This is a genomic window from Mucilaginibacter sp., from assembly GCF_028288225.1.
In the GTDB taxonomy this organism is placed as follows: Bacteria; Bacteroidota; Bacteroidia; order Sphingobacteriales; family Sphingobacteriaceae; genus Mucilaginibacter.
On the sequence record NZ_JAQBOC010000088.1, the window covers coordinates 67,487 to 83,387 of the forward strand.

Below are 15,901 nucleotides of genomic sequence, written 5' to 3' on the forward strand. Positions count from 1 at the left end.
TCCAGGTTATCCGGCAATGCATTTTAGTTAAATGCAGTAGCAGTGTACCTATATGGCCCGGTTGCCTGGAAATAAACATCAACCTTTACATTGTGTGTATCAGCAGCGGGATCAAACTTATAGGTATTATTCCATTGATCGTTAGTAACCGGCAGCAGGTAAAAATAATCAGCAGGCTTACCGGCAGGCGCATCATTATTAGCATTTTCGCTTCCATAATATTCCAGCCCGGCCGGTGTATGTATAATATATTTAAAGCGCTCATCACGTCCCCATGAAAACTGGTAAAATGTGACCGGAATTTTAGCTGCTTCCCAGGTACTGTTGCCAATGTAAGCCAGCTGGCCGATCTCGTCATTATATGCAGACATGTATAAGCCTACTGACTGAATTTCTGTTGCATCAGTTGTAGCCACATTAAAATCATAACTTAAGCGGTAAGTTTTTGTAGCCCCGCTAACAGTTGTTGATGAAGTGCCCTGCTGAATTACATTACTGGCATTTAAATAATATTTGGTGCCGCTTGCATCCGGTTTATCAGTTAACTGGTAAGTACCTGCCTTTAAGCTGGTATATAACTCAAAAAGACCATCAGCAGTTTTCTTCAGCGGAATTGCCTTGGTAACATCGGCGCCACTTTCTGTTGCAGTACCGGTAAGATACATAGCAGTTGGGAGTATTGCAAAGCCGGCAGGCCTTTCAATAGTAAGGCTCCTTGTCATTGTGCTTAGCATTGCGTTGGTGGCTTTGGAAGCAATTACCGCCCATTTTATTTTCCCGCTGCTTGATGATGCAACGCCTGCCAGTGCCGCAATTTTATTCAGGTCTTTTTGTGTAATGGTTGCCTGTGCCTGAACACCGGATCCATCAGAAACCGTTTTATAAACAGGCTTGCTGAAGTTGCCATCGGCTTTATCAAATGCAATTTCATATAATACCAGGTCGCCATCTGCTGCCTGTGCAGCATTCCATTTAAACACCAAACTTGAACCTGTTATTGGCTGAATTTTAATATCAGCCTGGTCTGAAGGTTCATTAAGGATACTCACTGGTGTAAGGCCAAGGTTCAGCGACCTTGTATCTTTTTTGCAGGATGTAAAAGCGACAACGGCTAACAGTACTGCAAAGCTTAATTTTATTAATGTTTTCATCTCTAATCTATTTTGTTTAGGTTGATTAATAGCCAGGGTTTTGAGTAAGATTCTTATCCAAACCAATATCATTTGACGGGATGGCCCACAGGTAATCTTTTGCAGGGTTAAACTGTCTTTTTTGTGTACGGATATAGCCATTGTCCGTTGATTGATCTGAAGAGAATTTGGCGCCATGAGCATAACCATTCATTACCACTTCAGCTGTTTTCCATCTTCTTATATCATCTACCCTTAATCCTTCCATGGCCAGTTCAACCCTTCTTTCGCGCCTTATGATATTGGTCATATCAGCATTACCCGGATAATTTAATGCACCCGCATCTGTAAAACCAGCCCTTGCACGTAATGCGCCTATGGTTTTGCTCCACACTGATGCATCCATTTGTCCCAGGCTGTTTTTTGCTTCGGCATAGGTTAATAATACTTCCGCATATCTTAGTAAGTGAAGGTTATTGCCAGATACATAGCTGGCTTGCGCACCTGGATCAAAATATTTTCTCCAGTAATAAGCCGTTGCCGATGAGCTTTGTGAGCTTGGGGTATATTCATCCGCACCCGGCTGAACAGGGTCGGAACCTGGTTTTATATAAATAATTTTGTTTGATCCGTTAACTCCGCCGCCACTATTCCAGTTATATCCATCGTAAACAACAGTTGCAGTTAATCGTGGGTCCCTGTTTATATAGGGGTTGTTTTGATCATATCCTGAACCTGTATCGTTTATCCCTTTGCCATTCAGCATTATATAATCGTTAACCAGCTCCTGGGTTGGTGCCATGTTACTAACGCGCCCGCCTACAGAACGTGGTGCAAAGTCCCAGAAGTCTTGCCATGTTCTGATAGTCGGCACATATTGAAGCGAAAGTATTACCTCATTATTGGTTTTGTTTACTTTCGGATCGCTAAATAAATCGTTATAGCTTGGGTTTAATGAGTAAGTTCCGTTAGTAGCCTGGTCATTCATCAGCTTTTCGCAAACGGTTACAACATCAGCCATCCTATCGCCCTGGTATAATAATACCCTGGCTTCTAACGCTAATGCTGCTCCTTTAGTGATCCTGCCATTTTCACTTGCCGGCATCTGATCTTTTGAAGGCAGTACGGCCGCGGCTGCCTGCAGCTCATCAAGCACGAACTTAACTACGGTTGCTTTTGGTGAACGGGCTATTACTTTTGCTTCTTCCGGGGTTTCATCATGAGCAAGGATCGGTACGTCACCGTACCACTTTGTTAAATTAAAATGTTCAAAAGCACGGATAAAGCGGGTTTCTGCTTTTAGTCTGGCTACGGTAGCTGCCCCCAATGTAGTGTTCTGATCAATATTACCCAGGAAAATATTACATGATTTTATGGCTGAATAATAATTCGCCCAATCACCCTGGAACTTTGCTGTTCCTGCGGTGGCATTCCCGCTGGCAATAAGGTTCAGATCGCCTGATGGTGAATAAGCGTTGTCTGATATTGCTTCCGGGTTAAAATACAAACCGCTGTTATATATTAAGCTGTAATTATTATATAACGCGCTGTAAACATTCTGGTCTACCTTCCAAAAGGTAAGGTCGGAGAATCTATCTGTTGGTGCAATGTCCAGTTTTTTACATCCAGCCGCTGCTATCAACGCAAAGGATATAATGCAGATCTTCTTTAAAAATTTCATATGTGTATTTTTAAAATATTTTTATTAAAATGTTATATCAAGTCCGGCTCCGTAAAACACAGGAAGCGGGTATTGCCTGGCGCTGTTTGAGGCCGCATTTGCATTCAGGTTATTACCAAATTCTGATGTTTCAGGATCAATAAATTTCAGCTTTGTAAGTGTCAGCAGGTTTTGGCCGATAACCGAAACTCTTAATCTTTCCATCCCTATCTTTTTGCTCATGCTTTTCGGAAATGTGTAACCAATATTTACGTTCTTTAACCTTGCATAAGCGGCATTGAACTTATACAAGTCAGAGCCTGTGCGCCAGTTATATGTATTCGATGGCGACCCGATGGCTGCAAGCCTTGGAAACCTTGCATCAGGATTGGCAGGCGTCCAAAAATTTGTTTGGTGCTCGTATAAGGTTTGTCCATAATTGTAATGGAAGGGCTCAACAAGCTCGCCCCTCAAAAACTCATCTCTTTTACCAACGCCCTGGATAAACATGGAGAAATCAAACCCGGCTACATTTAACCGGTAAGTAAAGCCGAATGTATACCGCGGGAAAGGATTACCTAATACGGTTTTGTCATTGGCATCTATTTTACCATCACCATTCAGATCTTTAAATTTCAAATCGCCCGGCCCAACTTCAGCTCCGGCAATTTTTGGTGAATTTGCTATATCTGCCTGGTTCTGGAAAAAGCCATTTGTTTCATAACCATAGTATTGTGTAACCGGCTGACCTACTTTCCTGATCAGTTGAAACACATCCTGGTTTATAATTTGCTCAGTTGTTCCGCCGGTCAGTTGTAATAATGTATTTTTATTATCAGCCAGGTTTACGCTAAAGCTTTGGGTAACTCCTGGGGTTCTTAAATTATAGGTTAACGCAAACTCCCAACCCTTATCCCTAACTTTGGCTACGTTATAATCAGGTAATGCGGCACCGAAAAGTGAAGGGACATCATATCTTGGCTGTAAAATATTGCTGGTTGTTTTATTAAAGTAATCAAACGATGCTGAAAGCTTATCATTAAAGAAGCCAACATCCAAACCAATGTTTAAGGCTGCTGCTTTTTCCCATGTCAAATCATGGTTTGACAATAATGTACCGGCACCACCTACTGAAACATTATTAAAACCATAAGCGCTTGGGTAGTTGAAATAAGTAGTTTGATATTGGTAGTTACCCACATTTTGGTTGCCCAATACGCCATACGTAGCACGTAATTTAAGATTGCTTATCGTATTTTTAAACTGCTGCATAAACGCTTCGTCAGATATTAGCCAGCCGCCGCTTACTGATGGAAAAAAGCTGGCCCTGTTGCCCTTGGCAAATTTTGATGATGCATCATCGCGGAAGGTAGCCTCAAAAAAGTACCTGTTTTTATAATTGTAATTTAACCTCCCGAAAACAGAAAGCAAGCTGTTAGCATTCACTGCGATGCTATTGGTTGAGTTGATAGGATCTATTATGGTTCCTGTTGTTGGCGTACCTAATAATGGATCGGTTAATGTTTTTTGTAACTGGAACCCGTTTTGCGAGTAGCTTTCGCTTGATACGCCAACCTGCACTTTGAAAGTGTGGTCGGATATTGTTTTACCATATTCCGCATACAATTGTGTATTCAGCAATAATGATTTTGCATTGCCATCAAGCACGGCACGGTCATCGCCATAAACGCCTGATGGTAAATAATTAACCTGTGTACGTTTATAAAACGTACCGTTATTTTGAATAGTACCGCCAAATATGCCGGTTATCTTCAAGTCTTTAGTAATACGTAATTGGCCGTTAAAGGCGCCAAAGATCTGATCATTATCTGCCTGGTTGTAGCCGCCTTTTTGCAGCACACCATATTCATTGTACTGTGATGCTACCGGGTTGGTTAAGTAATTGCCGTTAGCATCTGTCCAGCTATAGTTAGCCGGTACACGGTTAGCATCGGCAAATATATTATTGTCGCCTACGCTGTTTGTCTTGTTACGGGTTTTGGTATAATTAAGGATAACATTGGCTTTAAAGATCCCAACTACTGATGTTTGATTTAAGCGCAGGTTATATTTTTGATACCCGAAGTCGGCACCATCGCCGCCATTGCCTATTAAATTGCTGCCCTGGTTTTGGTATCCGGCTGATATATAATAGGAGCTGTTTTCACCTCCGCCCGTAATGGCTACATTTTGCGACTGCTGGGGTGCCTTTTTCAACAAATGTTCTATATCCCATGTGCCATTACCTGCATCTTTCAAGGCCTGGATCTGGTCAGGTGTATAAGCAGGCGGCAAACCTGAATTAACTAATGATTCGTTTTTGTAATATGCATTGTCAGATGCGCTTACTTTGTGTACCAGCACCTGCGCATCCTGTATTCCATAGCTGCCGTTATAGGTCACGCTTGGTTTCTGATTTATTTTGCCGCCTTTTGTGGTCACTAAAATAACGCCATTGGCTGCGCGTGATCCATAAATAGCAGCCGAACCGGCATCTTTTAATATGGATACGTTGTCAATATCATTGGGGTTAATTGTATTCAGGTCGCCGCCGATAATACCGTCAATAACCACCAAAGGGGTATTATCGCCCAGCGTACCAACTCCCCTTATGTTTACAGTAACACCACTGCCGGGATCAAGCTGGGTTTGCTGGATAATAAGGTTTGGCGATTCGCCCTGCAATGCCTGGTAAGCATTTAATACCGGCTTGTTCTCAATATCCTTTGACCCGATAGTTCCCACAGCACCGGTTACACTTACCTTTTTCTGCGTGCCGTAGCCAACAACCACAACTTCATTAAGCTGACTGGCATCGGGTTTCATGCTGATGTTAATGGTTGTTTTATCACCAATTGCAACTTCCTGTTTGGCATAACCCAAAAATGAAAAACTTAGCGTTTTTGAAGTATAGTTATCGGGGATGCTTAAAGTGTAATTTCCTTTCACATCCGTAACTGTACCAGTTGAAGTGCCTGTAATGCTTACACCTACGCCGGGCATTGGCTGTCCCGTTTCGTCCGTTACATTTCCTTTAATGCTGATCTGTGCATTTATCTTCGGAAATATTAAATCCGTCCTGGCGGCGCCATAACTTACCGAAACGGTAAGGGTTAAAACAACTGCCGACAACACAGGCAGCCATTTAATCTTTCTTAATTTGTGTAATAATTTAATTCTCATAATTATCAGTTGATTAGTAGTTATTTTGGTTATACAATTGATTTATTGTTGGTTATATGTTTCTTTCCAGTATGATTCGATGTTTTCCAACGACCTGCCCTTGGTTTCCGGAATAAGTTTCCACGTGATCCATAAGGCTGGCGAACAGCACAAGGCGAAGAGCCAGAAAGTCCATGACGAGCCAAGTCCTTCCAGCATTAGCGGGGTTAGTTGCCCCACTAAAAAATTGCCTACCCATAACGAGAGCGTAGCCAGGGCCATTGCCTTGCCCCTTATGGCATTTGGGAAGATCTCTCCTATTACCACCCAGCAAACCGGGCCGAACGAAAAAGCGAAACAGGCTATAAACGCTAAAATGAATATCAGGATCCAGGGCCCGGATGTTAGGCCGATTGCGAATAATAACCCGATAACAATTAATGAAATTACCGCGCCGGCAATTCCTGCAAATAACAGCGGTCTTCTCCCCCACCTGTCAATTGTAAAAATGGCTACAAAAGTAAATACCACATTAACCAGCCCTATGGTAACCTGTCCGCCTAAAGCATTATTTAGTGTAAAGCCGGCTTGTTCCAAAATCCTTGGCCCATAATAAATTACTGCGTTAATACCGCATACCTGCGAAAGAAAGGGCAACAGGAGACCTATCCACATTGCCTTACGGTAAACAGGCTTAAATAATTCCTTTAATGATCCTTGTGATACCTCATCCCCCGATGCTTTAAAAGCCGCTATCTCATTTTTTGCGGCATTAGCACCGTCAATTTTTATCAGGATCTCTTTTGCTTTTTGCTCTTCGCCCTGCAACAGCAACCACCTTGGCGACTCAGGCACCATGAATAATGAGATGAGAAATATAGCAGCCGGCAGAGCGCCAAGGCCAAGCATGGCCCGCCATACTTCGGTAGAAAAGATCTTATTCATACCTTCACTACCAAATGAACTACCTGCATGATTAACCAGGTAAGCGTTTGAGAAATAGGCCAGCACTATCCCAATGGTTAAAGCGAGCTGGTATAATGAAACCATCATCCCGCGGAACCGTGACGGTGAAAATTCAGAAATATACAAGGGTGATACCATTGAAGCCACTCCAATCCCCAAACCACCTATCAACCTGAAAATTACCAATGCAATGAATGAGCCGGAAAGCATACAGCCCAATGCCGAGGCAAGAAACAATACTGCTGAGAGGATCAGCACTATTTTGCGGCCATATTTGTCGCTTAGTTTACCCGAACTGCTTACGCCTATAATACAGCCAAGTAACGCACAGCTTACAAACCAGCCTTCATAATTCGCATCAAGGTTAAAATCGTGCTTTACAAGGCTAACCGTTCCCGAAATTACGGCTGTGTCAAACCCGAATAAAAACCCGCCAAGGGCCGCTACCAGGCAAACCATGTACAGGTACGTATTGCTCTTTTTTGTTAAAGTATTTATTGTTGCTGTATCCATCGGGTTATTTTAAAAATGCGTTTATAACTTTTGCTTTGTTTTTGCCAAGGTTGGTCAGCTTGTAGCTGTTTGCCGCTGCCGGGATTACAAAAGTTTCGGCATAAACGAATATTCGGCTTGATCCGTCCGCTGTTTCTATCCGTATTGATTCGCCTTCAACCAGCATCATCACATGGCAGCAGTTATCGGTTTCTATTTTTATCTCACTATCAAAATCAATGCGGTGCACATCATAAAAATGATCGGCATGGGTTGGCAAATGGATGAGCTTCCAATCTTTTCCGGTTTCTAAAACTTTCGGGGTTGAGATCAACTCTTCCTGTACGCGGTTTCCTTTACGCTCAAAATTCAAATTGTTAAAGGCGTGGTCAATATTGATAGGGCGCGGGTTGCCATCAAGGTCAAGTCTAAGCCAATCGTACATTTTAAAAGTAAAAATGTATGGCGTAGCGCTTATCTCCAGTACCAGGTTCCCGGCACCGGCGCTATGAACAGTACCGTTGGGGATTAAAAACAGATCGTGTTTTTTTGCGGGATGCGATTGTACATAATCGGTAATGTTTACTTCAGTCCCTTCATCCTGGCTTTTCTCTAATTCTTTTCTAAAGGTTTCGGGCTCAATATTTTCCTGGAAGCCTAAATACACATGGGCATCTTCTTCGCAATCCAACATATAATAAGTTTCATCCTGTGTAATAGTTTCGCCAAATGTTTCCCGGATGTATTTTAGCCTTGGATGGCATTGGATAGATAGATTTCCACCATCGTAAGTATCTAAAAAATCAAACCTTATCGGGAACTCATCACCAAATTTTTCAGCATGCCTGCCCAGCACCTGTTCTTGGTTGTGGAACATCAAAAAATCAAACGATGCTTCCAGCAAGTAGCCGTCACTTTCAAAAACAAGCCCATTCTCAGGTACGATCAATTCAAACGACCATGCATAATTAACGACATCCTTATTTACATTTGGGATATGTTGTTTTATCCACTGACCGCCCCAGGTACCAGGCTCAAACCATGGCCGCACACGGATTGTTGAATGACTGATCTTGTTCAACCCATCCGTGAAATCGGTCGCCAACATCCAGTTAATATCCGTTGGCCATTGACCATCAGCTAATACCGTTATTTTATCAAGTATTGCTTTTTTATGCTGATTTAGTAAAACCCAATCCACAAAATAAAAGCGCTTATACATAATGAATGGTTCAGAAAGCTTATTGCTGCCCAGGTTGGTAACAGCGCCTGCCCTCATCCTGAATTGCAATTCATTTTTTGGCAGATCTATATAAATAACCGGCGCGTCCCATCCCGTTAATGCGGCGGCAGTGCCTATCACAATATTTATATCATATGTATTATCAGGCTTGCTGGCAGTAAGTGTTTGCAAGTTATAAAAGTCTTTAAGCTGCAGCGAACATTTGGTTCCCCAAACAGAATCAGCCGTACCTAAAAAAGGCTGTGTCAACGCATCAATTTCTTCGGATGATTTTAATTGTGTAGCCGTATTTATCCAGTTTACTGTTAAGCCCTCATTGGTTATTTGTTTATTTAATTCTGACTGGATGGTTTCATAAAACACCCCTTCGTAGCCATCAATAATAACCGTTTTATGTTTTATAATCCATTGTGCAAGTGATTTGTAGCTATTAAATATTTTATTGCTGCCCAGGTTACAAACCGGGTAGATATTATAAGCCCCGTCAGTTACTTTGTAATTGTTTAATTGTACGGGCATTAAAAATTGCGAGGATTTACGCAACTGTTTTTCTGCATGGTCTTTATTAATAATTGGATCAGTAGTAGTATTTAAACTCATATTTTATTTGTAGTAATGTATATACATATTAATAAATACATAAAAATGCCGCTATTTGGCATTTAGTTATTCCGCAAGAAAATTAAATAAATGGTTTATTATGTTATAATGTACAAACATATAAATAAATTTGAAATTCCAAATTATTTATTGAAAATTTTTATTGTTGCCAGAAATACAAATAATTAACCCTATATTTTGACTAAAATATGTACCAACAATAAAACTAAATTGCAAAAATGTTTACTATTGTAAATTATTAAAATCCATGAAATATTCTATTGATCACAAAAGCCCTATCCCGCTGCATGCCCAGGCCGAAACGATTTTAAGAAAAATAATTGAGGATGAAGAGTATCAAAACGGCAAGGTATTACCTAACGAAGTTGATCTTGCTAAAAAACTTGCAATATCCCGCACTACATTAAGGCAGGCTATAAATAAATTGGTTTTTGAAGGATTATTGGTACGTAAAAAAAGGACCGGTACCAAAGTTGCCCAAGCGGCAGTGAGTTCAAAATCAAATAACTGGCTAAGTTTTTCGCAGGAAATGAAGCTGAGAGGTATTCCTATCAAAAACTTTGAGCTGCATGTTACCTGGGTTTATCCAGATGAGGCTTTAGCTAACTTTTTTGAAATAAAAACAGATCGCAAGATCCTTAAAATGGAAAGAGTAAGGGGCAAACCTGAAGAACCATTCGTATACTTCGCTTCGTACTTTCATCCACGTGTTGGTTTAACAGGCGAAGAAGATTTTAAAACGCCTTTATATGAAATGCTGGAAAATGAACATTCGATAGTGGCCACCCTGTCCAAGGAAGAAATAAGCGCGAAAGCAGCCGATGCGTTTATCGCGGGTAAACTTAAAGTGGCTGTTGGCAGCCCGGTGCTTTTCCGCAAACGCTTTGTATTTGACCAGGGCGAAAGACCAATTGAATACAATTTAGGCTATTATAAGGCTGATAGTTTTGTATATTCTGTAGAAAGTTCAAGATAAAGCTGGCATAACTAATTAAATAATGCTTTAAGCTTTTCTGTTTTAACTGATACAGTTGGCTTGTATCCAGGCGTGCCCATATATGTTTCCAGACTGTATAGTAACTGTTTCGCTTCGGGACGTTTTTCCTGATCAGTGAGCAGATCAATTCCCGAAACCATTAAGCTTCCGTTTCCCACCTTGCATTCAAAGATCAGCCCCAACGGCCTTGCTGTAAACCAGTCGTCAATGATCCTTACAATAGGTTTGATATCGCTTGAAAGGCTATCCAGCCGGATAGCATTACTATGGCTCATCCCATCCTGCCATTCCCAGTTACTATAATAATCAGTTGGAAATTCCGCCAATGCCGGATGTTTGGGATTGCATAAGATCCCTAGCGTATGCGGGGGTTGATTATTAGTCCATGAGGTATTCCAGAAAATACTTGAAAACCCTACTGCAACACTACCGCCCATAGTTTCCTTAATTGCGCCTTTTTTTAGGGTAAGTAAAACCTTACCGCCGTTATTCAGCGTGGTCAAAGCTTTTTTGTCCAGTTGTTGGGTAACATAGATCTGCTTATCGGGTTCAGGGTTGTGTGAAGGATAAACAAAAATATCCCATGAGTTAATATGCCCGCTGGCTTCTACTTGTAATACCAATTTCTCTGGCTGGTTGATAGCAGACAGCGATTGGCTGATCTGGCCAAGTTTAAAGCCGTTTCCAATCGGTATATCGGTGGTTTTAAACTGCCCTTTGTATAAAACTTTGCCTTTATTATTCTGCAATTGCCATGTTGGGGTGATACTCTTTAACGGAGCGTTGCCATAATGAGCTATCTCAACCGAAGCTTCAAGGTTTTCATTATTTTGGTAGATGAGCTTTGCCATCCGGGCAAGTGGTACTGTCGCATTACAAAACCTGCTGTATTCCTTTGCTGTAACATAACCCTTATCATCCCAAAAAGGATCCAATATGCCTACCAGTGCAGTACCCTGGCCCGGGAAATCATGGAGATCCAATAATTGAAACCCGCCGAAACCCGGCGTGCGGAGAGCCGCTTCAATATCAGTTTTATAACAAAGCACTTGTAGCTTACCTGATGCCATTAGAAAGCTATCGGCAAGAGAGGTTAGGTTGTGTTCTTTTAAACGATCATAAAATATTTCGAAATTTTTAGGTTTAAGCACGCCGTCATATTTTTTTATTTCTTTGAAATCAGGATAAACACACCATTGACCAATCTCATGGCTTACGGTTGGCTGTGGCCATTTATTGATGATGGATGACCAGTCGTAATTGGTACTTGGAGCTTCTGCATTTATAATGCTCTTAATGCCAGCCCCCCAGGCCTGAATCCGCGGATCAGGTGTGCTGTTGTAGTCACTTTCGGGGACAACAGGCCAGCCTGAAGCTGTTGTATATAACCGTCTTGAATCTTTTTGCTTCCAGTATTTAACAAATCCTGTAAGGTATTCAAGGTGATGTTTGCCGCCGGGTTCATTACCATAAGGCATCATACAAAACGAGGGATGGTTGCCAAAAGCGTTAACTATCCGGTTACTTTCTGCATAAATAAATTTGTCGATGGGTTTGCCGTCCCCTACCGTTGCCCAGGCAGAACACTCAATAGATAAATAGAATCCGGCTTCATCAGCGGCTTCAAATGCGGCTTCAGGCGGGCACCAGGAATGAAACCGCATGTGATTAAGACCGTATGACCGGCACACGCCGAATATTCTTGCCCACGCCGCTTTATCTGTCGGCGGGAAACCCGTTTTAGGAAAAATAGCACATTCCAAAGTCCCCCGTAAAAAAACCGGGCGATCATTAATTGTAAACTGCCTTCCTTTAGCAATAAATTTACGCATGCCAAAAGTAACTTCCCGGCTATCAGTTCCGCTTTCTCCCTTTAAAGTTACCTCCATGCGATAAAGATTAGGATTGAATTCATCCCATAACAGCGGGTGAATCCCCATCGGATAAGTAAAAGATACTATTGTAGAATCTTTACCGGCGGCAACTGTTTTTTGCAGGGTTGGCAAATTCATAGTTCCATTGTTTTCCTGTACGCTGAATGCCAGTTTCAGCAAACCTGTATTGCCATACAAGCTATTGATCTTTACTTTCACTACAACCAGTTTCTTATCTACGTCCGGAAATAATTGAACAGATGCAAGATAAACAGCGGGCCTGGCGCTAAGTGTCATCTCTCCAATAATACCATTCCAATTGGTTTGAGTATTATCACTTACGCTGTGCGCATCTGCCCCCGGGTCAATATCTTTAATCCGGTTATCAATCCTTATTGTAATTGTGTGTGTTCCGGGCTTAAGAAGGCTATCTAGTTGATAGATATGAGGTGCTCCCAATGCGTTTTGCATCCTTGTCCCCTTACCATCAATCCACAAAGTTGTTTCCCAATGGCATCGTTCAAGGAATAGTTCAATATGCTGACCAGACCATTCCCGGGGAATAACTACTTCTTTTTGATACCAGGCTGCGCCCACATAATGTTTTACAGGCTGCAGCCAGAATGAAACTTTAATATTACCGGGTTGCCGGTATTTGACATAGCTTGAATCTTTGTACCATTGGGCATTCCATACGCCTCCCGTCCAGAGCGTATGGGCTGTGACATCGTTCCCTTTTCCGTTCGTAGTCATAGAGCCCGGAAGATGGATGGTTTCGGGTAATTTATTGTTAAACCATTTATCTTTCACCCCGATGTCAAGAGAATCAATGGCGAATGCCCAGTTTCCTGAAAGATCAATTTTTTTATTTTGAATAACCTGTCCGCTGCCGGCGATACTGCAGCAGGTAAGCAAACCTGAAAGGATAAAGTAAATGATCTTCTTCATGGTGAACAGCCGGGATTAAGGTTGAAATATATTGGTTAACAAATCTGGTAATTAACCGCCTTTAAAAAAATGAGATTTCACCAGAAATAATGCACTATCTTACTGAATTTCAATCACTTTTTTAAGCTGGTCATAATATGCTTTCATTGTATACCACGATTTCTTTTTATCACCCTGATCTGACAGCAAACCCTTACGGTTCCATCCTTTCTGATAGGTTGATTGCATCCTCACCGGCGACCTGAAATCAGCAAGCACCCATGGACAAACGCCTTGTAAAAAAGGAATCTTTTTGAACATCTTTATTTGATTGTTATAGATGTTCACTACATAATCTTCACTCCATGCACTTGCTTTTACCGCGGTATCAATCTTGTTATTGTATACCGATTCACCGCCAAATTCAGACATGATCATGGGTTTGTTGAAATTCGAGATCCACTCAACTTTTTCCGGGTCTTTTGGCCAATCTGTGTACCAGCCCATATATTCGTTAATGCCAATTACGTCAACATACTTCATTACAGAATCTTTCAATTCCATTTTGTAATCGTGGTAGCTAACATTATTAAAAGCGGCTGTTACTAACCGCGAGGGGTCTAATAATTTTGCTTCTTTTGCAAGCGCTACAAGGGTTTTATCTCTTTCTTTTGACGGACTTGTTTCGTTGGCAATGCTCCATAAAATAACATTACACCTGTTTTTATCCCGCTTTATCACCTCCCTTAACATCAGCTCAGCTTTATTTTTTACGGTTGAATCGGCAAAATCAATTCCCTGGTAAACCGGGATCTCTTCCCATACCATCAAACCTTTTTCTTCAGCCTGTTTAATCGTGTATTCATTGTGCGGGTAATGAACAAGCCTTACAAAATTACACCCCAATTCCTTTGCCCAATTTATTAAAACCTGCGCGTCAGCATCTGAATAAGCCCTTGTTTTTCGTTGAGGGATCTCTTCGTGAATGTTAACACCTCTTAAAAAAACAGGCTTCCCATTCAGTAATATTTGCGTACCATCAACTTTAATTGTACGAAAGCCTATCCTGTCGTTAATGCTGTCATTTTCAACACTTAAACCAGCATTATAAAGCCTGGGTTGTTCGGGTGTCCATAATTGGATCTTCCTTTTTAGGCTGATAGCTGCAGATCCTTTGTCGTTAGTAGTTATTTTCTCGTCGATCTTTAATTCAGGGATCTTTATTGAAATTTTCTGACCGGCTAATTCACTGTTCAATTTTGCGTAGCCGATAATGTGACTCTTATCATCCGGGTCGAGCTGAATTTTGTAATCTTCAATAAATACTTTTTTTGTTTTTATCAAATGAACATCCCTTGTAATTCCCCCATAATTAAACCAATCAAAACCAAAGCCGGGAATGCCGTTTTTAACCCGGCTGTTATTTACCCTTACAATAAGTGCATTGCCATTCTCTTTAATCAGATCGGTTATTTCAAATTGAAAGGGAGTAAAACCACCCTCATGCCTGCCTAATTTTTTACCATTGAAATATACATCAGTAATATAATTCACAGCACCGAAGTGAATAAACAAACGTTCATTTTTATCCGGAACGTGGCTGAACTTTTTTTTATACCATACCGAACTTTCATAATAAGTTAGTTCCGGTAATTGTGAGTTATAATCTCCGGGTACATTCAATGTATTCTCTTCAATAAATGAATATTCAACAAAATCATTTTTGCCGGTTGGCTTGGCATCTTTATAAACAGCCCGCCAGCCTATACCTGCATCAAACGGATCAATTATGGTTTCCCACCTGCCATTTAACTGTTCACTGTTTCGCCCATACACATTGATCATGCTTGTTTGTGCATAACCCAATTGAAACAGGATAAAAAACAAGAGAAAGCTTAACAGTCCTTTTGATTTCATAGTTAAATTTTAAATACTTTGATCAAAACTTATTATCAGCAAGCCATTTTTCTATCAACTGAGGATATACCGAAGTGCCGCCTGTTTTATTTCTTATCCCATAACCATGACCACCTTTTGGATAAAGATGCATCTCAGCCGAAACTTTAGCTTTTTTGAGCGCGAGGTAATAATACAAGGCATTTTCGACTTTGATAGGATCGTCTTCTGTTTGCATGATAAATGTTGGCGGTGTTTTTTCAGTCACCTTTATCTCCGGCGCAAGTTTGCCTTCTTCCTTTTCATCAACTAAATACGCAGGGTAGGCTAATATGGCAAAGTCGGGACGGCAGCTAAGCTCGTCTGCAGCATCAACCTGCTGATAGGTTCTTTTATCGTAAGTATTGCTTACCAACGCAGAAAGGTGCCCGCCTGCCGAAAAGCCCATAATACCGATATGATCCGGCTTTATGCCCCATTTGGCAGCATTAAACCGCACTAATCCCAGGGCTCTTTGCGCATCCTGCAGTGGCGCCTCATACCTGGGTTTCCCAGGTAATGCAGGTACCCGGTACTTCAATAATACGGCGGTAACTCCTATCGAATTAAACCAGGTACAGAGCTCAGTCCCTTCCAAATCCAAAGCCAGGATGCCGTATCCTCCGCCCGGGCAAATTATAACAGCTGTACCGTTTGCATTTTTGGGTTTGAAAATCTTAATTGTCGGATTGGTAATATCCGCCAGGCGGATCACGCTCATACCTTCTACTTTATCGTCATTGGGCATAGTTATATCATGTTCAACTAATTTATGCCCGCTTACCGTGTCAACCAACCTGTTTTGGGGCCATAAATTAATTTCAACAGGGGTCTGGGCCTTTGCGGTTATAGTGATAAGACAGGCAAAAATCATGATATACTTTTTCATTTTAA

The 15,901-nt window shown here is 41.3% G+C and carries 9 protein-coding genes; 1 reads left to right on the top strand and 8 read right to left on the bottom strand.

Annotated elements, in window-relative coordinates; genetic code table 11:
* Positions 1 to 23: 23 nt before the first annotated feature.
* Genes JWQ54_RS26240 through JWQ54_RS26260 form a run of 5 tightly spaced genes read right to left on the bottom strand, consistent with a single transcriptional unit; the run spans position 24 to position 9,253 of the window.
* Positions 24 to 1,151: a SusE domain-containing protein gene (locus JWQ54_RS26240; RefSeq protein ID WP_299590850.1), complete on the bottom strand. Its 1,128-nt coding sequence runs from the start codon at positions 1,149 to 1,151 to the stop codon at positions 24 to 26.
* Positions 1,152 to 1,176: 25 nt separating this feature from the next.
* Positions 1,177 to 2,811 (bottom strand): RagB/SusD family nutrient uptake outer membrane protein, encoded by a 1,635-nt coding sequence (locus JWQ54_RS26245; protein ID WP_299590851.1) that lies wholly within the window; start codon positions 2,809 to 2,811, stop codon positions 1,177 to 1,179.
* A 24-nt stretch (positions 2,812 to 2,835) separates the two neighbouring features.
* Positions 2,836 to 5,973, bottom strand: coding sequence for a TonB-dependent receptor (locus JWQ54_RS26250; RefSeq protein ID WP_299590852.1), 3,138 nt, complete (start codon positions 5,971 to 5,973; stop codon positions 2,836 to 2,838).
* Between the two features lie 42 nt (positions 5,974 to 6,015).
* Positions 6,016 to 7,431: a sugar porter family MFS transporter gene (locus tag JWQ54_RS26255; RefSeq protein ID WP_299590853.1), complete on the bottom strand. Its 1,416-nt coding sequence runs from the start codon at positions 7,429 to 7,431 to the stop codon at positions 6,016 to 6,018.
* Between the two features lie 4 nt (positions 7,432 to 7,435).
* Positions 7,436 to 9,253: a class I mannose-6-phosphate isomerase gene (locus tag JWQ54_RS26260; RefSeq protein ID WP_299590854.1), complete on the bottom strand. Its 1,818-nt coding sequence runs from the start codon at positions 9,251 to 9,253 to the stop codon at positions 7,436 to 7,438.
* Positions 9,254 to 9,521: 268 nt separating this feature from the next.
* Between JWQ54_RS26260 and JWQ54_RS26265 the strand changes: the two genes are divergently transcribed.
* Entirely contained in the window at positions 9,522 to 10,250 is a 729-nt protein-coding gene (locus JWQ54_RS26265; RefSeq protein ID WP_299590855.1) for a GntR family transcriptional regulator, read from the top strand.
* Between the two features lie 11 nt (positions 10,251 to 10,261).
* On the opposite strand, the gene JWQ54_RS26270 is transcribed toward JWQ54_RS26265, so the two are convergent.
* The 3 genes from JWQ54_RS26270 to JWQ54_RS26280 all read right to left on the bottom strand — a co-directional run bounded on the left by JWQ54_RS26270 (position 10,262) and on the right by JWQ54_RS26280 (position 15,896).
* Positions 10,262 to 13,093, bottom strand: a complete 2,832-nt coding sequence (locus JWQ54_RS26270) for a sugar-binding domain-containing protein (protein ID WP_299590856.1) — start codon at positions 13,091 to 13,093, stop codon at positions 10,262 to 10,264.
* A gap of 99 nt (positions 13,094 to 13,192) precedes the next feature.
* Positions 13,193 to 14,989, bottom strand: coding sequence for a glycoside hydrolase family 2 protein (locus tag JWQ54_RS26275; RefSeq protein WP_299590857.1), 1,797 nt, complete (start codon positions 14,987 to 14,989; stop codon positions 13,193 to 13,195).
* A gap of 22 nt (positions 14,990 to 15,011) precedes the next feature.
* A complete protein-coding gene (locus JWQ54_RS26280; RefSeq protein WP_299590858.1) occupies positions 15,012 to 15,896 on the bottom strand; it encodes an alpha/beta hydrolase in 885 nt (294 codons plus the stop codon).
* Between the last annotated feature and the right edge of the window lie 5 nt (positions 15,897 to 15,901).